This is a genomic window from Nonomuraea sp. NPDC003709 (assembly GCF_040610775.1).
Classification (GTDB): domain Bacteria; phylum Actinomycetota; class Actinomycetes; order Streptosporangiales; family Streptosporangiaceae; genus Nonomuraea; species Nonomuraea angiospora_A.
Map to the genome: position 1 here is coordinate 175,936 of NZ_JBEXMW010000015.1, position 19,349 is coordinate 195,284.

A 19,349-nucleotide genomic window follows, 5' to 3' on the forward strand; every position below is an offset into this window, starting at 1 on the left:
GCCCGACGCTGGTCCGACGCCCGAGGCGCCTGCCGGCTCCGGGGCGGGGTCCGGTGGGGTCGCGGTGCGCCCCTGCGGCACCGCGACGTCGTGAGGCGGCGGACCGGCTAGCGGGGCCATGCCGCCGCCAGTTCCGCCAGGTCGCCGACCTCGATGACCGTCACCCCGGCCGCCGCGGGCCGCCCGCCCTCCACCGGCTCGCCCACCCGCACGAACAGCACCTCGTCGAAGCGCCGCCGCACGGCCGCCGCGTCCGCGAGCCCGTCGAACGAGCCGCTGACCAGCACCAGCGCCCCGCCCGAGCCCGCCCGCCGCAGCGCGTGGAGCGGCGCGTCCGCCTGCTCGGAGCGCTCCACCACGGCGAGCCGGTCCAGGACCTCCTCGGTCTCGCCCGGCCCGCCCTTGGAGTGCAGCAGCTCCCCCGCCCCCGTGAGCAGCCGCACGGGGAAGCGGTCACGCGCCACCGCGCAGGCCACCGACGCCGCCACGTCCACGGCCAGCTCGAACTCGTCGTCCCCTTCGTACGACGAGTGCCGGGTGTCCAGGACCGTGACGGTGCTCGGCAGGTTGACGTCGGTCAGCTCCTTGACCATGAGGACGCCGGTGCGGGCCGTGGAGCGCCAGTGGACGTGCCGCAGGTCGTCCCCGATCACGTAGTCGCGCAGCCCGTTGAAGCTGATCGCCCCGTTCGGCGCGGAGCGCGAGTCGAGCCCGTCGAGTTGCCGCCGGCGGCCGGCGTGCGGGGGCGCGAGCGGCACCGTACGCGGCCGGACCAGGAGCAGGTCGGTGCGCCCGTACGCGATCGAGCGCCGCGCCAGCCCGAACGGGTCGGTGCGGTCGAGCAGCAGCGGCCCGACGGGCGTCTCCCCGCGCCGCCGGGTGGGCAGCCGGTACGACACCGTCCGCGCGGTGTCGCGGGCCAGCGCCGGCACCTCGACCGTGACGGACGTGCCCCGGCAGGTGTCGCGGGCCACCAGCCCGGCGTGGCGCCGGCGGCCGGTGTTGCGCACGTGCAGGAGGGCCACCGCGGGGTCGTCCCTGGCCACCTTCACCGGCGTCAGCTCCCGGCGCACGTCCAGCCCGGCGCCGCGCAGCGTCCACAGCGCGCCCGCGCCCACGGCGGCCAGCCCCGCCACCGCGAGGACCGCCGCCTGGGCGTACCCGAACGGCGCCCCCACGGCGTAGACCAGCACCGAGGCCGCCGCCAGGCCCCACCCCGCCCTGGTGATCATTCGCACTCCCAGAGCGGGGCCGCGGGGAAGCCCCCCTTCGGGGTGTCCATCAGCACGTCGTTGAGCCACCCGTTGCCGCGGCCGGACTCCACCTTGTTCCAGACGTCGCTGCTCATGCCCGTGTCCGTGTCGGTGAAGGCGGCGCCCTTCTGCTGGCAGAGCACGGTCATCGTGATGTACTCGCCCTTGGGGATGCGCCCCGCCTCGGCGCCGGCGCTGGGCCCGGAGCGGATCAGGGTGTCCCTGTTGTTGTTGTTGGCGTTCCTGAACTGGGCGGACGGCGGGCGCAGGTCGGCCGTGGCCTCCGCGCGCTCCTCGCTCTCGCCCGCCGCGTTCTTGGCCCGCAGCGTCCAGGTGTAGGACTGGCCGTTCTTGAGCCCGGTGACCTCCGCACTGGTGCCGTCGGGCGACCCCGGGTGGGTGCCGGGCCCGTCCAGCGTGTACGTGACGCCGCCGTCCCGCGCGTTCTCCGGGGCGGACCAGGTCAGGTCGGCGCCGTGGTTCTTGCCCTTGGCGGCGAAGCCGGACGGCTGCCCCGGCGCGACGCACGGGCGCACGGGCACGGACGGCTGGGACTCCACCTCGCCGCCGGACCACTCGGCGACCACCCGGAACGTGTACTCCTGGTCGCACCGGCCGCCGTTCACCCGGAACTGGTACGGCCCGTCGGGCTGCACGCGGGACGGCGTGACGTCGGACGCGCCCTTGAGCGTGTACGCCTTGACCGTGCCCTGGCGGGACGGCGTGAAGGTGACCTCCATCCAGCCGGGCCCGGACTTGGCCGTCACGGATCCCGGCGGATCGGGGGTCTGGGTCGGCGTCGGAGTGGGCGTCGGGGTCGGGGTCGGGGTGTCCGTAGGAGTGGCGGTCGGGGTGGGGGTCTTCGTCACGGTCACGGTCGGCACGGCCGTCTTCGTCTTCGTCGGCACGGACGTCGGCTTCCCGGTGGGCTGCCTGGTCGACCGGGTGGGCACCAGGGTCGGCTGCACCACCGAGGGTGTGTAGGTCGGGATCGGCAGCGGCGTCGGCGTGTCCTTCTGGCCGAGCGCCTCGTCGTACTTGCCGACCCGGTGTCCCCTGCCGTCCTGCTCGATGACCAGCGCGGTCTCGCTGAACTGGTCGTTCACCCAGAGCAGCCCGTCCTTGACGAACACCTCCAGCGGTCCCGCCTTGCCCGTGACGACCTTCTCGGGCTCGAACGCCTTGGCCACCGTGTCGTACACGATGAGCCGGCCCTTGCTCTCGTCGGCGATGTAGACGCGCCGCCCGAGCGCCTGCGGCGCCCCCAGCTTGCCGCCCTTCACCGAGACCGTGGTCAGCCCGCCGCCGGCGGTGTCGACCAGGACGAGCGCGCCCTTCCTGGGCTCCAGGATCGGCACGATCTGGCTCTCGGCCACCGCCGGGACCAGCAGCCCGCCACCGCCCGCGCCCGTCACCGTGCTGGGCAGGGACACCTGGAGCCGGGTGCCCGCCGGGCCGATCAGCATGGCGGCGGCGGCGGCGGAGTTCGTGACCAGCGGGGCGCCGTTCGCGAGCGTCAGGGTGAGCGGGTCGCCGGGCTCGCCGACCGTCACGGCCTTGACCGGCCGGCCGTCCTTCACCTGGACCAGCGTGCCCTCCTCGGGCACCGGCACCCACAGCGTGCCGTCCTTGCCGAGGCCGGCCTGGCCGAGCGGTGCCTTGAGGGTGAGCGGGGAGCCGATCGTGCTCACCGTCAGCGGGTCGAGCTGCTGCACGGTGCCGGCCCGCGGGTCGACCCCGTACGCCTTCCCGCCGCCCATCACGATCTGCATGCCGCCCGCGCCGAGCGTGTTGGTCTGGGCGACCTCGAGCTGGGTGGGGTCGATGCGGCCGACCTTGCCCGTGGAGTCCATGACGAGCACGTTGTTGCCGTCCTGCACCACCTTGAGCGGCTCGCCCTCGGCGGAGGCCAGGTCCACGCGGCCGTCCAGCTGCCCGGACAGGCCGTTGGCGTGCACCACCTCACCGTTGAGCGCGCTGCCGAGCCACGCCCCGACGTCGGAGAGCTTGGGGCGGGCGCTGGAGACGCCCTGGCCCAGGAACAGGCCGACGCCGACCAGCACGGCGACGAGGGCGCCCGCGACGATTCCCGCCACCCGCCGTCCCGCCGCATTCCGCCACCGAATGGCCACCGACTCACATCCCGTACGTGTACGTGCCCGCGGACACCCTAGGGGGGCGTCCGCGGATCGCGAGGTTCCTTCAAATAACCTGGAAGTGTCCGATCACCGGCTGTCACGCGTCCGATCGTCGATGGCCCGCAACTGCTCGTCCATGGACGACTCGAACGACTCCAGCACGCTGCCGAACTGCTCGTCGAGCAGCTCCCTGCCGGGCAGCGCGCCGCCCAGCGTCTCCGCCATGACGGCGTCGACCTTGGCGGCGACGTCGTCCTGGGCCTCCTGCGCGGCCCGCAGCACGGCCTCGGCCAGCTTCTGGCTGTCCAGCCGCATGGCCCTGGGCGCGAGGACGACGTCCATGAGCCGGCCCGAGGCGCCGGCGGTCACGCGTACCTGACCGTCCGCCGCCTCGCCGTGGCCGACGACCACGTCGATCTCGCTCCTGAGCTCCTCGACGCGGGCCAGCATGTCCTCCGCCCGCGCGGTGATCCGTTCCAGCTCTTCGGGGTCGAAGTCGTTCACCGTACCTCCCGGGTCTCTGCGACGGGAGAGTACGGGGGAGGCCCGCCATTTCGGAAAAAGTTGAAGCATGCGAAGTTTCATTGCTCTGACCAATGGATTAATGGCAGATTTCTCAGCGGCTAATCCGTGGGAAAGGTGCCATTTCATGAGCGGTGGAATCCGGATCGATCCGGGCGCGCTCCTGGCCGCGGGAAAGCGGTGCGAGGACGCGCGGGACGCGCTGAAGCCGTTGCTGCCCGACTTCGAGCGGAATGCCGCGCCGGCCGACGGCTGCTTCGGCCTTCTGGAGCGCGGCGGCAAGGAGCTGGAGGAGTCCTACCGGGAGTACCACCAGGAGCTGCTCGGCTTCGCCAAGGACCTGGTGGCCAAGCTCGACGACACCGCCACCGGGCTGCGGGAGAGCGCGGAGCGGCTGGGGGGCGGCTGATGTCCGGGCCCTTCACCCCCGTCGTCGACCTCGTCAACACGCTGAAGAACACCGTCGCCTCGATCGGCGACGACGAGCAGGAGCAGCGCCTGCTGGCCATGGCCGCGGCCTGCCGCCGGCTCAAGAGCGGCATCGAGGGCCTGGAGCCGGCGCTCTCCCCCATCCCCGGCTCGCTCCAGGGGTGGATCGGCGGCGACGCGGACGTGTTCCGGCAGAAGTGGCGCGGCTACCTGGCCCCCGAGTTCCGGGCCACCGCGGCCGAGCGGCTCGGCGACGCCGCCGACGTGCTCGACCAGGCCGTGGAGGCGTCCAGGAAGACCAGGGAGGCGCTCAACCAGCTGATCACCTCGCTGATCGCGTCGGTGTCCGCAGGTGTCGTCACGTCGCTGGCGGCGGCGGGCCTGAGCACGTTCGCGGTGTGGGCGTCCAGCGCCGCGACCGCCGCCCGCGGGGCGGCGACGGCCACCGGCATCCTGAGCCGCTTCGCCGCGGTGCGCGCCGCCGCGGCGGCGGCCATGCGCGGGTTCACGACGATGATGGGCAGGTCGGGCCTGGTGCGCGGCCTCAGCATGTACGCCGGCGGCGGCTTCCGCCAGACGGCCCTGGCCGCCCTGGGGAAGTACGGCCAGATCCACGGCTGGTCGTTCGGCGGCAACCTGCTGGCGGGCGGCGTGGCCAGGGGCGTCTTCGGCCAGAACCCCCTCGACATCTCCATCCTCTCCCTCGCCCAGACCGCCAACGCCTCCACCGTCGCCGGCTTCACCGGGCCCCTCGGCCAGACGAAGTACTTCACCGGGCTCGCCGCCAGCCGCCCGCTCGTGAACAACGTGGCCATGGGCGCCCTCGCGGGCGGCGTGCCTGCCTTCTGGAACGCCAGGGTGGAGGGCAAGTCGTGGAGTGCCACGTTCGGGGACGTGGCGCTGTTCAGCGGCATCGCGGGCGGGTTCAACGGTGCGGTCGGGCGGCTGTTCAACCCGGCGCGGGGCCAGTGGGGCGTGCCGTCGCCCGCCTGGTTCAAGAAGTTGCCGCCGATGGCGCAGAGCTCGCTGCTGGGCTTCGCGCCCAGCGTGGGGCTCCGGCTCGCGGTGCCCTTCGCCCCCTCGTCGCCGCCGCCGCAGCTTGACCGTTAACGGTGCCGGGCCGTCAGGGCGAAACGGCGGGCGGTCGCTTGGAGCGGCATGTCAGCGTGCAGGGCACGGAGGCGGTCCTCGTACGCGCCGGCGTCGAAGCCCGGGACCTGCCAGGAGACGACCCGCAGGTAGAGCACGAGCGCTCCGACGTCGTGGAACACGACGGGGTAGCCGGCTTCCGCGCTCCAGGTGACCTCGAGTCCGGCGGCGTCGAGCGCGGCGGCCGCGCCGGCGAGGTCCCAGGCGTGATCCTCGTGCGGCGGGCCGCCCAGCGCCGCGTTGAGCTCCTCCAGGTCGCGCCCGGCCACCTGCTGGGTGACGAACGTGCCGCCCCCGGCCAGGAGGCGGCGGATCTCGTGCGGTTCGTACGACTCGTGCCGGTCGACGATCAGCTCGAACGAGCCGTCGGGGAAGTGCCCGGTCGACTCGGCCACCTCGACGCCCAGCGGCTCCAGGCGGTCGCGGGCGATCGGGAGGTTCGGCGGGTAGCCCTCGGTGGCGGCGGTGCGCGGCGGGAGCGGCGCCAGGGACGCCAGCAGCTCACCCCCTCCGGTGCCGAGGTCGAGCAGCGACGGCGTGCGCGGGAGCCGGTCGCGCACCAGCCGCTCGTACTCCCAGGGCAGGTCGCCGGCCGTGGTCATCCGGCCGCGGAACACCGCCCAGTCCCACCCCTCGAACGGCGTGGCCAGCGCGTCGCGGATCAGCTCCTCATACTCCATGGGCATGATCGTGCCCCGGGGACCGGCCGTTCCGCACGTCCTTTTCGCCCGGTCACTCGGGCGGGGGCGGCCCGTCCGGCGCGGGCATCCGGGAGAGCGCGACGATCCGCTCCAGCGCCGCCGCGTGCCGCTGGAACGCCAGCCGCCCCGCGGGGGTCAGCCGCACGTACGTACGGCGTGCCCGCTTGTCCTGCCCCTTGTGCACCTCCACGTACCCGGCGCCGGCCAGTGCGGAGACCTGCTTGGACAGCGCCGAGTCGCTGGTGCCGATCGTGTCCCTGACGAACCCGAAGTCGACCCAGTCGGCCGGCGCCAGCACCGCGACCACCGACAGCCGCGCGGGCACGTGCAGGAACTCATCGAACTGCGGGTCCATGAGCCTGCAGCGCAATCGACGTGATGATCCTGCGGACCACGGGCATGATGGCGACGTACACGATGGCCGCCAGGGCGCCGCCCACCGTGGCCTGCGACAGCAGCCCGTGCGCCGGCACACCGAACAAGATGAAGCCGGCGATCCGGCCGATGACGAAGGCCACGAGGAGAATGGGCACCACGCCGATGAAGACCCCGATCATCGGAGCCGTGGGCTTCGGGTGGACGGAGATCCGGAACGCGTGCAAGATTCCCACGCCCATGAACACTGCGAGCCCGAGCCCGCGAGCGATGGGGAGCCAAGGCTGCTCGAGGTCGATCGACGCGAACGAGGCGAAGAGCCCAAGCGCCGAGATGATCACATAGGGCCAGGGGAAGATCTTGCGGACCATCTCCTCGCGGGTCTTGTCCTGGAAGTCCCGGATCTGGTTGAGCGAAGCCTGGGCATCCTGCGGATTCATACGCCACCCCCGTGGTCGACTACTTTCCTATGAGGAAAGTAGCATCTACTTTCCCCTCAGGAAAGTCGTGGAGCCCCAGGTGTGCTCTCGCGCAGGACGACGCGGGCCGGGAGCCGCACATCGCCCGCGCTCTCCTCGTCCGACAGCGCGAGCCGCATCGCGCTCAGGCCCGCCTCCCGCAGCGGCACCGCCACGGAGGTGAGGGCGGGCACCACGTCCAGCGCCGAGGCGATGTCGTCGAAGCCCGCCACCCCGATGTCCGCGCCCGGGACCACCCCGGCGTCGCGGAAGGCCGTCATGGCGCCGATCGCCATCACGTCGTTGACCGCGAACACCGCCTCCACGTCCGCCAACCCCCGCTCCACCAGCCGGCGCGCCGCGTCGTAGCCGCCCGCGTGGGTGAAGGCCGTCTCGATCGCCAGCGGCTCGGGCATGCCGGGGCCCAGCCCGGCGCGGAAGCCCTCGTGGCGGTCGCGGGACGTGCGCAGCTCGCCGGCGGCGTGGAAGACGGCGAAGCGCCGGTATCCCACCTCCACCAGCGCCCGCGCGAGGTCGCGGGCGCCGCCGTGGTTGTCGATCGTGACGGTGCCGAACGGCAGGTCCCGCTGGCTGATCATGACGACCCGCCCGCCCGCCGTCCGGTACTCCTCCAACTCCTCGATGAGCGTGTCCCGGGTCGCGGAGCCCGCGACCCGGCTGCCCGCGACGATGATCACGCGCGGCCGCTGCCCCCGCAGCGTCCTGACGATCTCCAGCTCGCGCTCGGGCGACCCGTCGGCCACCGCCATGGTGACGATGAGCTGCGCGGCCTCGGCCGCCTGGGTGACCCCGGCGGCGATGGAGGAGAAGTAGGGGTCGGCCACGTCGCGCACCACCAGCGCGACGGTCCTGGTCGAACCCTTCGCGATGGCCTGCGCCGACAGGTGCGGCTCGTAGTTGAGCTTGGCCGCCGCCGCGCGCACCCTGGAGACGTTCTCGGACCTGACGTTGCGCGTGCTGCCGTTGAGCGCGCGCGACGCCGTCGCGATGGACACGCCCGCCTCGCGGGCGACGTCGTGCAGGGTCGGCGGGGCCGTGGACCCCTCCTCCATACGGGTCATTCTGTCACCAGAGTCAGCGGGTCGCTCCTGGTCACACCCGCCGCGTTCGCCAGCTCGGCCACGTACGTGCGCGTTCCCGCCGGCCGTCCGGACAGGACGGTGGCGGCGCTCTGCGCGGCCGGGGTGGCGGCGTCGAGCTGCCGGCTGTCGACGAGGACCCCGTCCTCGTAGAGGCGGTAGGAGGTGGCGTTGGTGCCCCACCACATGTTCATGCGGATGGTGTACTCGCCGTCGCCGTCCCAGTTGTCCGAACCGATCACGGGTTTGCCGGGGTTCGCGTCGGTCACGACGACCCGCACGGACGTGGTGGCGGTCCGGCCCGCCTGGTTCAGCAGCTCGCCGGTGTAGACGTAGGTGCCGTTGGGGCGGCCGGTGACGGGGACGGTGGCCTTCTGGGCCGACGGCGTCCTCGGGGTGAGGTCGCGCCTGGCGATCTCCTTGCCGTTCTCGTACAGGACGAACACGCTGGCGTTGACGCCGTACCAGAGGTTCATGGTCACGTCGTAGGTGCCGTCGTGAAGGCCGTTCCGCCACCCGCTCGTGGTCGAGAGCGCCGCCCGCGCGGGCGGCGCGGTGGCGCCGTCCTGCGGCAGCTGGGGCTCGGGGCGGGTGACCTTGATCCGGTACGTGGCGTCGGCCGTGCCGTCCTCGGCGACCACCTTGACCGCGACCTCGGTGTCGCCGACCGGGAGCGGCACGGGCGGGGCGGCGGCGCCGCTCGCGACCGGCTGCCCCTGGACCGTGACGGCGGACTTCGGGTTGAGCGCGGTCGGCGCGAACACGACCCGATCCCCGGGGACGGTCAGGGCGTAGGCGAGGACGTCGGGGTCGAAGGCCGGCTCCAGCGTGCCCGCGTCCGGGACGAGGCCGGACAGGGTGGTGTCCTGGTCGAGCGGGCGGCGCCTGATCTGAAGGGTGTGGGTGGCCTCGGTGCCGTCCTCGGCGGTGACCACGACGGGCACCTCGGCCCCGGTCGCGCCCAGCGTGACCTTCCGCGTCGCCTGCGCGCCGGCGGTGCGCTCGCCGGAGATGCTCACGGACCTGGCGAACGGGCTGCGGGCCACGGCGGTCACCTCCACCTCGGTGACCCGGGCGGGCACGTCCAGCACGTCGCCGTCGGGCGCGCCCTGGCTGGTGTCGACGCTGAGCAGGCCCGTGTCGTCGCGGGCGAGGCCGACCCCCTGGGCGACCCGGAGGTCGTCGAGGTGGATGCCGCCGTAGTTGGTGCTGTTGGCGTAGTAGTCGATCTGCGCCACGGTGTCCAGCGCGGTCCTGAACGCGGCCCCTTCGAGCGCCTTCCGGCCGTCAATCAGCAGGTCGAAGCGCTGGTTGACGGTGTCGATCACGGCCTTGACGTGGTACCAGCGGCCCGGCTCGTAGGCGCCCACCGTGCGCGTGGTCGTGCCCGCGTAGGCGACGATCGTGTTCTTGGTGAAGGCGAGGCTGACGGCGTTCTGCCCGCTCGCGTTCCTGACATAGGGGACGGACCACCAGTGGTTGCCCGAGGTGTAGGGCTGCTCGCTCATGACGCGGGCCTCGACGGTCACGACGCCCTTGAGCGCGAACGTCCGGGAGACGCCGGTGCTGCCGCTGTTCGCGGTGCGGGTGAGCTTCAGGCTCTTGCCGCCCGGCGTCTCGACGACCTCGACGCTCCCACCCGTGGAGCTCACGGTGAGGCCGTCACCGCTGGTCAGCGGCCCGGTCGGCAGGTCGTCGAAGTCGTGCACGGCCACGTAGTCCGGGATCGGGCGGACGAGGAGCAGCGCGCCCGCGTCGGTCGCCGTGGCCGCCTCCACGGTCAGCCCGGACCGGGTGGCCGTCACGTATCCGCCGGACGCGGCCTGGACCAGATAGCCCTCCCCCACCGGGACGTTCTCCACGGTGAAGGCGCCGTCGGGGCCGCTGGTCGCGGTGGCGAGCGCCTGCCCGCCGTCCTTGACGGTGACCGTGGCGCCGGGCAGCGGGCGGGCGGCCTGGTCGAGCACGCGTCCGGTGACCGAGCCGACCGTGCTGGCCGGGGCCATGGTCAGGCGGGCGGTGGCGGTGTTGCCGGGGCGCACGTTCACGGTCTCGGTTGCGCTCGCGTAGCCGCTCCTGGCGGCGGTCACCTCGACGCCGTCGGCGAAGGGGAGGTCCCTGATCGCGAAGCGGCCGTCGGCGCCGGTGGTCGCCGTCCTGCCCGCCGCCGTCACGGTCGCGCCCGCGACGGGGGCGCCCGAGGGGGTGCGGGCGGTGCCGGTGACGGACTCGGTGGTGGCGTCCTGGGCGGTGGTGTACTCGAAGGCGCCGATGTCCGCGCCGCCGTTGTAGAGCGGGGTCCCGGCGTAGTCGCGGCCGCCGTTCCCGGTGATCTCGGCGCCCGCGTCGATCGCGTACGAGCCGGAGGAGACGCGCAGGCCGTACGCGGTGTCGAGCCGGGGGCCCGACTCCGGGGTGCCGTACGGGCCGGCCGGCGGCGCCTTCGCGAACAGCGGGTCGGCCACCACGGCGCCGGTGTCGCCGTCCGGGACCGCGAGGTCGGCGCCGCCGTACAGGTTGTGGCTGTAGCCGATGGTCGGGCTGGTCGTCAGCGTCGCCGGGCGCGTGGAGTACAGGAGGTTGTTGAAGATGTCGTAGCGGGCCTCGATGTAGGAGCCGTACCCGTAGATGAGGTAGTCGCTCTTGTCGTTGTAGATCGTGTTGTTGTAGACCTTGGCGGTCGCGGCCCGGTCGGAGTGCAGGTAGATCTGGTAGCGGGTGTTGCTCGCGATCACGTTGTTCCTGACCACGGCGTCACCGAACGCGAACTGGCACAGCAGCACGCCGTCGCCGTTGCCGTGCAGGTAGTTGTACTGCACGACCTGCCGGGTGGTGCCCTTGTCCGGGTCGATCCCGTTGGAGTCGGCGCCGCCGGCCTTCTGCTGCGTCTCGTACACCTCGTTGAACTGGAACGTCACGTCGTCGGCGTAGTACGACTCGATGCCCGAGGTGCCCGCCCGGTAGACGACATTGTGCTCGACCAGCGCGCCCCGGACGTTCGTGAGGTACATGCCGTTGCAGCCGTAGGCCGTGTCGGCCTGGGTGACGTGGTTGTTCCTGATGACGATGTTCGTGTGCGGGGTGAACTTGGGGTCGTCGGCGTTCTGCCGCGTGCCCCAGCCGGTGGCCGTGGCGATCGTCTCACCCGCGTCGTTCTTGCCGTCCCCGGTGTACTGCTTGAACACGATCCCGGCGAACGAGGTGTTGGCGACCGTGGAGTTCTGGATGACCACGTCGTTCAGGACGGTCGCCTTGTCCGGCGGCGTGTGGATGTCGGGCACCGTCGTGTCGAACACGATGCCGCCCGTCTTCTTCGAGCCGTCCCACCCGGTCTTGAAGCGCACGCCGGGCGCGTTGTTGTCGGTGCTGCCGCTGATCCAGTTGACCTGGCCGGTGACGTCGTGCACGGCCACGCCGTCGATGACGAAGCCGTCGAGGGTCTGGCTGTTGTCGCCGGAGACGTGGATGCCGCGCAGGTCGCGCAGGTTCTCGCCGGGGGTGCCCGTCGGCGGGACCTCGTTCGTGACCTCCAGGTTGCGGATGGTCCAGAACTCCTGGTTGAACAGCCGGACGGCGTCGCCGACCTGGCCCGCGCCGTCGATGCGGGGCTTGCCGCCCTCGCCGTACCTGTCGACGGTGATCGGCGCGCCGCTCTCGCCCGAGCCCTTGGGCCAGAGCTGGTCGGTCCACCGCTGTCCGGCGCGCAGCAGGATGCGGTCGCCCGGACGGAACGTGGTGTCGTTCACCTTGCCCAGGCTCCTCCAGGGGTGTGCCTGGTCGAGGCCCGAGGCCGAGTCGTCGCCCGTCGCGGCGTCTACGTAGTACGTGGCGCCCGCCGTGGCCGTGACTGTGGCCGTGGGCGGGGTGGATATCAGGATCATGGCAGCGGTCAGCAGTTGGGGGAACATCGCCGGGCTCCTGGGGGGTGAATTCGGCGCGCCCCTCGCAGGGCGCGCCGGTGGGCGATCAGCTCGGTTCTGGGGTGTGGACGATCGGGTGGGCCACGTCGTGCGCGCGGAGGTTGCCGCACATCCCCCATCGGTCGTGCGGCGGGCTCTCCATCAGGGCGGAGCGCCGCAGGTGCGCGCCGTCGCCGCGCTCCAGGGCGTCGAGGATCCCGGCGGTGCGACGGGTCTCCTCGGCGACCGTGCCCTCCCAGATCGTGCGCCAGGCCGCGGCCTTGGGGCGCACGAGCGCGATGGCGTGGTCGTAGAAGCGGTGCAGCGGGGCCAGGTCGCCGTCGGCGGCGGCGTCGGCCAGGCGCAGGAAACCCTCGACGGCCAGCTCGCGCCGGCGCCGTACGGCCTCCTCGATGTCACGGAGCGCGCCCGCCGCACCGGGCGCGAGTCCTTCGGGGGGAGTGGAGGACGCGGGAGGCCCGCCGGTCGGGAGCGGGCCGCCGGACGGGGGCGACGGGGGCAGGGTGGCGGCCTGGCGGTAGCGCTCGGGGTCGGCCACGATCTCCGGGGGGAACGTCATGACCGCGTCCCCGGCCTCGGGCAGGCCCGCGTTCGACATCACGACCACCACCTCAAGACCCCTGCGGTTGACCGCGCGGTGGATGGTGCCGGGCGTGAACCACACGGTCGTCCCGGCGCTCAGCGCGGTCTCGCGCAGCCCGTTCACGTCGAGCGTCTGCAGCGTGCCGTGCCCGCCGATGACCACGTACGACTCCGTCGAGGCCGTGTGCAGGTGCGGCGTGCCGCCCTCCAGGCCGTCGGCGCACGGGCTGCCCGAGTAGACCGACAGGCGGCTGACGGACGTGCCTCCGGGGAACGTCATGCCAGCGCCGCCCTCCCCTGCTTGGCCAGCAGCTCCGTGCCCTCCTCGCCCCGGTCGCCGTCGGCGATCACGACCGCGTACCGGAACCGCAGCGACTGCCCGTCCGGCAGCTCGACCTCCTCGCTGAAGAACGGTGCCGGGCACAGGCAGGCGAAGTCCTCGCTGCGCGCGAACCACTGCGGTGGGTGCTGCGGGTTGTCGGCGGCGTCCACCATGACGACCGTCGAGTGGTCTCCGCTCTCGTCGTGCCGGCCGCGGAAGCCGAACCACTCGGCGCGCGTGCCGCGCAGCTCGTCCCCGCCCGCGCCGGCGGGCGACTGGATGATCCCGCCGGTGAACGACCGGGGCCCGCGCCAGAAGAGCCCGCCGTACCCGGCGTTCTCGCGGCCCTTCGTGGTCGGGGAGCCGAACGCGAGCGTGCCGCCCGACACGTTGGTCATCTCCGTGTCGAACACCAGCGCCCACGTGGCCTCGTCCACGACGTGCGCGGCCAGCGAGCGCCGCTCCTCGATGACCGGGTCGCCGGCCTGCGCGGCCCAGTCGAGCGTGTGCCCGAGCTCGACCCGCTCGCCGGTGGCCGCCAGGGTGGTCATCTCGCGGTGCGTGGCGCTGCCGTTGTTCTCGAGCTGCACGTAGAACCGGCCGTGCACGTACGTCGGCCCGCCCCAGAAGTTGTGCTCCCCGACGTGCGGCAGCGACCAGGCGATGCCCTTGTGCCAGACGTGGTCGTGCGGCCTGAACAGCGACACGAGCCGGCCGCCGAGGGTGCGGATCGGGTGCAGGTACGGCTTGGGCGACTCCAGCACCGGCGTGTCGGGGCTGTAGACGTAGGTGAACAGCTCGACATCGCCGGCCGCGACGGTCACCGACCGGCCGAGCGCGTGCGTGGCCTGCAGGGTCACGGGTTCCTCACCTTCTCCCAGGGGGCGCCCGTGCCGTCCATGCGCCGGGCGAACGGGCTGTCAGCAGTGATCTGTCCGGCCTGTACGCGATCGCCGGTGAAGGCGGAGGTGTACAGCGCGGCGATGAACTCCATCGTCCGGCGGGTGTCCTCGGCGGTGACCGGAGGCGCCTCACCCCGGTCGAGCGCGTCGAAGACGGCGGCGAGCCAGCCGTCGTGGCCGCTCGACGTGGTCGTGCGCCCCTGCGCCCACAGCTCCGACACGCTCTCCTGGCCCGGCGCCGGGGTCACGGTCCAGTCGTCGTCGGTGTAGCCGTACAGGTGCTCCACCTCGACGGTGGCGCGCTCGTAGTCGAAACGGAGCTGGGAGGTCTGCCTCGGGGACACGACGGAGTTGACGATCGTGGCCACGGCGCCGTTCTCGAACGTCACCAGCGCCAGCGACACGTCCTCGGTGTCCACCGGGCGCGCCTGGCGGGCGGCCACGGCCGTGACCTCGCGCCACGGGCCGAGCACCGAGAACAGCAGGTCGAACTGGTGGATGCCGTGCCCCATCGTCGGGCCGCCGCCCTCCGACTCCCACGTGCCGCGCCACGGCACCGCGTAGTACGCCTCGTCGCGGTACCACTGGGTGTTGCAGGTGGCCAGCAGCGGGCGGCCCAGCTCGCCGGCCTCCTGCAGCCGGCGCAGCCGGAGCGCGCCCGCCCCGAAGCGGTGCTGCAGGACGGTCGCGACGTGCGCCGTCGAGCGGCGCTCCGCCTCGATCACCGCGTCGAACTCCGCGAGCGAGAGCGTCGGCGGCTTCTCCACCAGCGCCGTGACCCCGGCCTCCAGGCACGCGATGGCCAGCGGGGCGTGCAGTTGGGGCGGCGTGCACAGGTGGACGAGGTCCACCTGCTCCTCCCGCAGCAGGTCGTCCAGGCTCGCGTGGGTGCTCGGCCCGCCGTACTTCCCGGCGAACTCGCCCGCCCGCCCGGCGTCCACGTCCGCCACCGCCACGAGCTCGGCCCGCCCCGACCCGAGCAGGGCCTGCGCGTGCGCGTGGGCGATCGCGCCGGTCCCGACGATCGCGGCCCGGTAGTTCCGTTGACTCAAGATGTTGCTCCTATGTGGGGGTCTGTCAGGCGCCGTCGATCTCGGCCTGCAGTTCCGTGATGAACGACTTGGCCGCCTGCTCCGGCGTCTCCCGGTCGAACAGCACCTCTTCCGTGTGCCGTTTGATGATGGCTTCGAGATCGCTGGCGCCGTTCGGGGTCACTCTAGGGGCTTGTCCGACTTTGGCGGTGTCCAGGTACTCCGCAGCGGCTTTGTCCGTTTCGGTGAGCTTCGGGGTGATGGCCGCGCGGATCTTCTTGTTCGCGGGGACGCCGCGGTCGGTCAGCAGGATGTCGGCCGCCTCCTGGCTGTTGGCCAGGAAGTCCACGAACAGCGCGGCCTCGGCCGGGTGCTTGCTGCGCGCCGAGATCGACCAGTACATCGAGGACTTGAAGTACGCGCCGGGCGACTTGGCCTGCGTCTCGCCGGGGAGCCTGAGCAGCTTCAGCTTCGCGCCGCTCGCCGTGGTCAGCGAGCTGAGCTGGGTGTTCCACCAGGTGGCGAAGACCGAGGCGTTCGTGGCCGTGCCCGACTGGTCGAGCGAGCCGCCGGCCCGCTCGATGGTGACCGACGGCGACGGCGTGACGCCCTGCTTGGCCAGGTCCTTGACGTAGGTCCAGTACGAGGCCAGCACCTCCGGCGGGACGGCGACCTTGCCGTTCGCGTCGAACAGGGCCGCGCCCGCCTGCCTGGCCCAGATGTTGAGCCCGCCCGCGTCGAAGCCCGGCGACTGCAGGCCGGTGACCTTGCCGCCGCCCGCCTTCGACACCTCGTCGCCGACCTTCTTCAGGTCCTCCCACGACCAGGTGTTGTCGTCCGGCAGTTTGATCTTGAGCTGGTCGAGGAGGTCGGTGTTGGCGACGATCGCGTACGTGGACAGGCCGACGGGGAGCGCGTACTGCTTGCCCTTGACCACGCCCGTGTCCAGGGCGGACTTGTCGAAGTCGGCGGTCTTGAGGTGTTTGCTCGCGGTGCCGAGGTCGAGCAGGGCGCCGCGCTCGGCGTACGAGGAGAGGTAGAGCTCGTCCATCTGGATGACGTCCGGCGCGTCGTTGGCCGCCACCGTGGTCGCGAGGCTCTCCCAGTAGCCGTTCCAGTCCTTGAACTCGCCCTTGACCGTGATGTTCGGGTACTTCTTCTGGAAGAGGTCGATAACCTGCTGGGTGCGCTTGTGCCGTTCGTCCGCGCCCCACCAGGTGAAACGGAGGGTGACCGGATCCTTCGACAGCTCCTGACCGGCGCTGCCGCCACTGCCGCACGCGCTGAGCATGAGCACCGACGCCATGGCGAGGGCTATTCGTCGCATGATGATTCCTCTTCGCGGGGGGTTACTTGCCGCCGGTCGTGGCGATGCCTCGGATGAGGTAGCGCTGGCCGACGAGGAAGGCGATGAAGACCGGGGCGAGGGACACCACGCTCATGGCGAACATGGATCCCCATGAGGTCGAGACCGTGGCGTCCACGAACGAGCGCAGCGCCACCGGCACCGTGTACATCTCCGGGTCCGTCAGGTAGATGAGCTGGCTGAAGAAGTCGTTCCAGGTCCAGATGAACGTGAAGATCACCGTGGTGGCGAGCGCCGGGAGCATCAGCGGCAGGATGATCCGCAGGAAGATCCTCGGGTGGCCGCAGCCGTCGATCCTGGCCGCCTCGTCCAGCTCGCGTGGCAGGCCGCGGATGAACTGCACCATGAGGAAGACGAAGAACGCGTCCGTGGCCAGGAACTTCGGCACCACCAGCGGCAGGAACGTGTTCACCCAGTCGAGCTGGGAGAACAGGATGTACTGCGGCACGATGATCACGTGGATCGGCAGCATGATGGTGCCGAGCATGATCGCGAACCACAGGCGCTTGCCGGTGAACTCCAGCCTGGCGAACGCGTACGCGGCCATCGAGCAGGACACCAGGTTGCCGATGATGCAGGCCAGCACGAGGATGGCCGAGTTGGCCAGGTAGTGGCCGAACGGGGAGGCCAGCGCGGTCCAGCCGGCGCCGTAGTTCTGGGTCTGGAGCCCGTCGAGGATCAGGCCGGGGCGGCGGAAGATCTCGTTGTCGGGTCTCAGGGAGCTGACCACCATCCACAGCACCGGGTAGAGCATGACCAGGGCGAGGAGGATGAGGGCGGCGTGCTTGATCAGCTTTCGGAGTTCAGTCATCGTAAACGACCCAGAATTTGGCGGCCCAGAAGTTGACGGCGGTGAAGCCGGCGATGATCACCAGGAGCAGCCAGGCGAGCGCCGAGGCGTACCCCATGTCGAAGTTGTGGAACCCGCGTTGATACAGGTAGAGCGTGTAGAACAGGGTCGAGTCGGACGGCCCGCCGGTGCCGCCCGAGACCACGAACGCCTGCGTGAACGACTGGAACGCATGGATGATCTGCAGGACCAGGTTGAAGAAGACGATCGGTGACAGGAGCGGGATCGTGATGCTCCTGAACTGCGTCCACTTCCCCGCCCCGTCCGTGGCCGCCGCCTCGTAGTACATCCGCGGGATCTGGCGCAGCCCGGCCAGGAAGATCACCATCGGGGCGCCGAACGTCCAGACGTTCAGGATGATCAGCGTCGACAGCGCGGTGTCCGGGTCGGAGATCCAGCCGCGGCCCTCGATGCCGAACAGCTGGTTGACCAGGCCGTCGGCGCCGAAGATCTGCCGCCACAGCACCGCGATGGCCACGCTGGAGCCGAGCAGCGACGGCAGGTAGAACGCCGACCGGTAGAACGCCAGCCCGCGCAGCCCCTTGTCGAGCAGCAGCGCCAGCCCCAGGGCGGCGGCCAGCTGCAGCGGGACGGAGACGACGACGTAGATCAGCGTGACGCCGAGCGCCCGGTGGAGGCGGACGTCGGTGAGCATGCGGGCGAAGTTGTCCAGGCCGTTGAACGTCGGGGGCTGGATGAGGTTGTAGTCGGTGAAGCCCAGCACGAAGGAGGCCACGATCGGGCCGGCCGTGATGAGCAGCAGGCCGACGAACCAGGGGGCGAGGAACGCGAAGGCGGCCTTGTTATCCCGATTGCCGCCGCCGAGGGGTCCGCGGCTGCCCTTGCGCATGCGCTGGAGCTCGCCGAGAGCACTCACACGTGACCTCCTGGGGTTGCTGGAAAACGTATTCCGTTGGAAAACGTATTCCGCAGTTTGCACGCGCGTTACCTGCGCGTCAAGGGTGTTACCGACCGGCTACAGCGCCCGAGCGCGCCCGGTGCGGCGACCCGTTCGCCACCGCCATGGGCGGCACTCACGGCCCCAGCACCACCACCAGGGGGGCGCAACTCGGCGGGCTCGGTGCCGCCACCGCCGCCATCCCCGGAAGCGGGCACAAGCGCGTGCGAAGGAAGGGGTTATTTCCTCGGGCGGGTGCTTTCGCGCACGATCAGCCGCCCTTCCAGGGTGAGCCGCCGTCCCGCACCCGCATTTCCCAGTGCGAAACGGATCGCCTCCACCCCCGCCTGCGCCAGCGGAAGCGCGACGGTCGTCAATCGCGGCGTCACATCCCCGGCGAGCGGAATATCGTCGATGCCCGTCACGGAAACGTCCTCGGGAACCGCCAGCCCGGCGGCGCGAAATCCCGACATCGCGCCGATGGCGACGGTGTCGTTGACCGCGAGAACCGCGTCCGTGCCGGACATCCCCTCCCCCGCCAGCCGCCGCGCCGCGTCGAATCCGCCCTGGCGGCTGACTTCGCAATAAACGATCCGGATATCCCGATCGTCAAGGCCACCGGCGCGAAGTCCGGCCATGAAACCGGCCGTACGCGAGCCCATGTTGCGAAGCTCGCGAGCGCCGCCGAATATCGCCACCCGCCGGTGCCCGGTTTCCGCGACGAATGCGCCCGCCGAGTGCCCGGCCGCGAAATCGTCGAATCCGATCGCGTCGAAAGTCATGTCCGTCTCGCCGACGATGACGACCCGGCCGCCCTCCCGTTCGTACGAACCGAGCTCCTTCAGCAGCCGCCCGCCGAGCGCGTTCGCCATGAACCGGCTGGAGGTCAGCACCAGCGCGCGCGGCCGCAGCGAGCGCAGCACCCGGACCGTCTCGAGCTGCCGCTCGACCGCTCCCATGGTGGACGAGACGGTGACGAACGCCCCGGCCGTACGGGCTTCGCGTTCCATCGCGGCCACGACCATGGCCATGGACGGCGTCGTGAGGTCGTCGGCGACGAGCGCGATCGAGTCGCTGGCCCGGCGCATCGCCCTGGCCGAGGCGTCCACCGTGTACCGCAGGGCCGCCGCCGCGGCCAGCACGCGGGCCTCGTTCTCGGGCGCCACCTTACGCGTGCTGCCGCCCAGGACCCTGGACGCGGTGGAGATCGAGACTCCGGCCGCCGCGGCCACGTCGTGCAGCGTGACCGTGGGCCTCGCCGCATGGGGCATCCGCAGTGTCCTTTCCGACGGTGAACAGACCGGTTTAGAAGAGTACCCGTACCGGATCGGCGGGCCCGCTCACCCGCCAGGC

17 protein-coding genes are annotated in these 19,349 nt (G+C 71.7%); 2 read left to right on the forward strand and 15 right to left on the reverse strand.

Translation table 11 applies throughout. The features are described from left to right. Positions 1-107: 107 nt before the first annotated feature. The 3 genes from ABZX61_RS38240 to ABZX61_RS38250 form a co-directional block, all read right to left on the reverse strand. Positions 108-1,232 carry a DUF58 domain-containing protein gene (locus ABZX61_RS38240; protein ID WP_355201206.1) on the reverse strand — a complete coding sequence of 375 codons (1,125 nt, stop codon included), beginning with the start codon at positions 1,230-1,232 and terminating at the stop codon, positions 108-110. Beyond that, the gene (locus ABZX61_RS38245) at positions 1,229-3,349 is read right to left on the reverse strand and encodes a hypothetical protein (RefSeq protein WP_355201208.1); all 2,121 of its coding nucleotides are present in this window, start codon (positions 3,347-3,349) and stop codon (positions 1,229-1,231) included. The genes ABZX61_RS38240 and ABZX61_RS38245 overlap by 4 nt, the downstream gene beginning before the upstream one ends. Positions 3,350-3,478: 129 nt before the next feature. After that, positions 3,479-3,895: a YbaB/EbfC family nucleoid-associated protein gene (locus ABZX61_RS38250; protein WP_350733978.1), complete on the reverse strand. Its 417-nt coding sequence runs from the start codon at positions 3,893-3,895 to the stop codon at positions 3,479-3,481. A 145-nt stretch (positions 3,896-4,040) separates the two neighbouring features. Here ABZX61_RS38250 and ABZX61_RS38255 point away from each other — a divergent pair, with 145 nt between their 5' ends. Together ABZX61_RS38255 and ABZX61_RS38260 are read left to right on the forward strand one after the other, a co-directional pair. Then, complete coding sequence (locus ABZX61_RS38255) at positions 4,041-4,322, forward strand: hypothetical protein (RefSeq protein WP_355201210.1); 282 nt, start codon at positions 4,041-4,043, stop codon at positions 4,320-4,322. Then, positions 4,322-5,452: a hypothetical protein gene (locus ABZX61_RS38260; RefSeq protein ID WP_355201212.1), complete on the forward strand. Its 1,131-nt coding sequence runs from the start codon at positions 4,322-4,324 to the stop codon at positions 5,450-5,452. The genes ABZX61_RS38255 and ABZX61_RS38260 overlap by 1 nt, the downstream gene beginning before the upstream one ends. Here ABZX61_RS38260 and ABZX61_RS38265 read toward each other — a convergent pair. The 12 genes from ABZX61_RS38265 to ABZX61_RS38320 all read right to left on the reverse strand — a co-directional run bounded on the left by ABZX61_RS38265 (position 5,449) and on the right by ABZX61_RS38320 (position 19,228). After that, entirely contained in the window at positions 5,449-6,171 is a 723-nt protein-coding gene (locus ABZX61_RS38265) for a class I SAM-dependent methyltransferase (protein ID WP_355201214.1), read from the reverse strand. The two genes, ABZX61_RS38260 and ABZX61_RS38265, sit on opposite strands and share 4 nt — an antisense overlap. Positions 6,172-6,223: 52 nt before the next feature. Then, positions 6,224-6,547 (reverse strand): transcriptional regulator, encoded by a 324-nt coding sequence (locus ABZX61_RS38270; RefSeq protein ID WP_350733985.1) that lies wholly within the window; start codon positions 6,545-6,547, stop codon positions 6,224-6,226. Continuing rightward, the gene (locus ABZX61_RS38275) at positions 6,528-6,938 is read right to left on the reverse strand and encodes a hypothetical protein (RefSeq protein WP_355201216.1); all 411 of its coding nucleotides are present in this window, start codon (positions 6,936-6,938) and stop codon (positions 6,528-6,530) included. The genes ABZX61_RS38270 and ABZX61_RS38275 overlap by 20 nt, the downstream gene beginning before the upstream one ends. Before the next feature lie 125 nt (positions 6,939-7,063). Then, positions 7,064-8,107 carry a LacI family DNA-binding transcriptional regulator gene (locus tag ABZX61_RS38280; RefSeq protein WP_355201218.1) on the reverse strand — a complete coding sequence of 348 codons (1,044 nt, stop codon included), beginning with the start codon at positions 8,105-8,107 and terminating at the stop codon, positions 7,064-7,066. Next, positions 8,104-12,033 (reverse strand): carboxypeptidase regulatory-like domain-containing protein, encoded by a 3,930-nt coding sequence (locus tag ABZX61_RS38285; protein WP_355201220.1) that lies wholly within the window; start codon positions 12,031-12,033, stop codon positions 8,104-8,106. The genes ABZX61_RS38280 and ABZX61_RS38285 overlap by 4 nt, the downstream gene beginning before the upstream one ends. A gap of 58 nt (positions 12,034-12,091) precedes the next feature. Then, a complete protein-coding gene (locus tag ABZX61_RS38290) occupies positions 12,092-12,907 on the reverse strand; it encodes a cupin domain-containing protein (protein WP_355201222.1) in 816 nt (271 codons plus the stop codon). Continuing rightward, positions 12,904-13,809 carry a PmoA family protein gene (locus tag ABZX61_RS38295; protein WP_350733993.1) on the reverse strand — a complete coding sequence of 302 codons (906 nt, stop codon included), beginning with the start codon at positions 13,807-13,809 and terminating at the stop codon, positions 12,904-12,906. Before ABZX61_RS38295 ends, ABZX61_RS38290 begins: the two co-directional genes overlap by 4 nt. Continuing rightward, entirely contained in the window at positions 13,806-14,903 is a 1,098-nt protein-coding gene (locus tag ABZX61_RS38300) for a Gfo/Idh/MocA family oxidoreductase (RefSeq protein ID WP_355201224.1), read from the reverse strand. Before ABZX61_RS38300 ends, ABZX61_RS38295 begins: the two co-directional genes overlap by 4 nt. Before the next feature lie 25 nt (positions 14,904-14,928). Next, the gene (locus tag ABZX61_RS38305) at positions 14,929-16,209 is read right to left on the reverse strand and encodes an extracellular solute-binding protein (protein ID WP_355201226.1); all 1,281 of its coding nucleotides are present in this window, start codon (positions 16,207-16,209) and stop codon (positions 14,929-14,931) included. A gap of 22 nt (positions 16,210-16,231) precedes the next feature. After that, positions 16,232-17,059 (reverse strand): carbohydrate ABC transporter permease, encoded by an 828-nt coding sequence (locus tag ABZX61_RS38310; RefSeq protein ID WP_350733998.1) that lies wholly within the window; start codon positions 17,057-17,059, stop codon positions 16,232-16,234. Further along, positions 17,052-17,948, reverse strand: coding sequence for a sugar ABC transporter permease (locus tag ABZX61_RS38315; protein ID WP_350734011.1), 897 nt, complete (start codon positions 17,946-17,948; stop codon positions 17,052-17,054). The genes ABZX61_RS38310 and ABZX61_RS38315 overlap by 8 nt, the downstream gene beginning before the upstream one ends. A 287-nt stretch (positions 17,949-18,235) precedes the next feature. Then, positions 18,236-19,228, reverse strand: a complete 993-nt coding sequence (locus tag ABZX61_RS38320) for a LacI family DNA-binding transcriptional regulator (protein ID WP_350733999.1) — start codon at positions 19,226-19,228, stop codon at positions 18,236-18,238. Positions 19,229-19,349 lie beyond the last annotated feature (121 nt).

Bases quoted from the DNA above. Each gene is read 5' to 3' on its own strand.
- ABZX61_RS38240 (WP_355201206.1), bottom strand. From the start codon at position 1,232: ATGATCACCAGGGCGGGGTGGGGCCTGGCGGCGGCCTCGGTGCTGGTC.
- ABZX61_RS38255 (WP_355201210.1), top strand. From the start codon at position 4,041: ATGAGCGGTGGAATCCGGATCGATCCGGGCGCGCTCCTGGCCGCGGGA.
- ABZX61_RS38260 (WP_355201212.1), top strand. From the start codon at position 4,322: ATGTCCGGGCCCTTCACCCCCGTCGTCGACCTCGTCAACACGCTGAAG.
- ABZX61_RS38265 (WP_355201214.1), bottom strand. From the start codon at position 6,171: ATGGAGTATGAGGAGCTGATCCGCGACGCGCTGGCCACGCCGTTCGAG.
- ABZX61_RS38270 (WP_350733985.1), bottom strand. From the start codon at position 6,547: ATGGACCCGCAGTTCGATGAGTTCCTGCACGTGCCCGCGCGGCTGTCG.
- ABZX61_RS38275 (WP_355201216.1), bottom strand. From the start codon at position 6,938: ATGGTCCGCAAGATCTTCCCCTGGCCCTATGTGATCATCTCGGCGCTT.
- ABZX61_RS38280 (WP_355201218.1), bottom strand. From the start codon at position 8,107: ATGACCCGTATGGAGGAGGGGTCCACGGCCCCGCCGACCCTGCACGAC.
- ABZX61_RS38285 (WP_355201220.1), bottom strand. From the start codon at position 12,033: ATGTTCCCCCAACTGCTGACCGCTGCCATGATCCTGATATCCACCCCG.
- ABZX61_RS38290 (WP_355201222.1), bottom strand. From the start codon at position 12,907: ATGACGTTCCCCGGAGGCACGTCCGTCAGCCGCCTGTCGGTCTACTCG.
- ABZX61_RS38305 (WP_355201226.1), bottom strand. From the start codon at position 16,209: ATGCGACGAATAGCCCTCGCCATGGCGTCGGTGCTCATGCTCAGCGCG.
- ABZX61_RS38310 (WP_350733998.1), bottom strand. From the start codon at position 17,059: ATGACTGAACTCCGAAAGCTGATCAAGCACGCCGCCCTCATCCTCCTC.
- ABZX61_RS38315 (WP_350734011.1), bottom strand. From the start codon at position 17,948: ATGCGCAAGGGCAGCCGCGGACCCCTCGGCGGCGGCAATCGGGATAAC.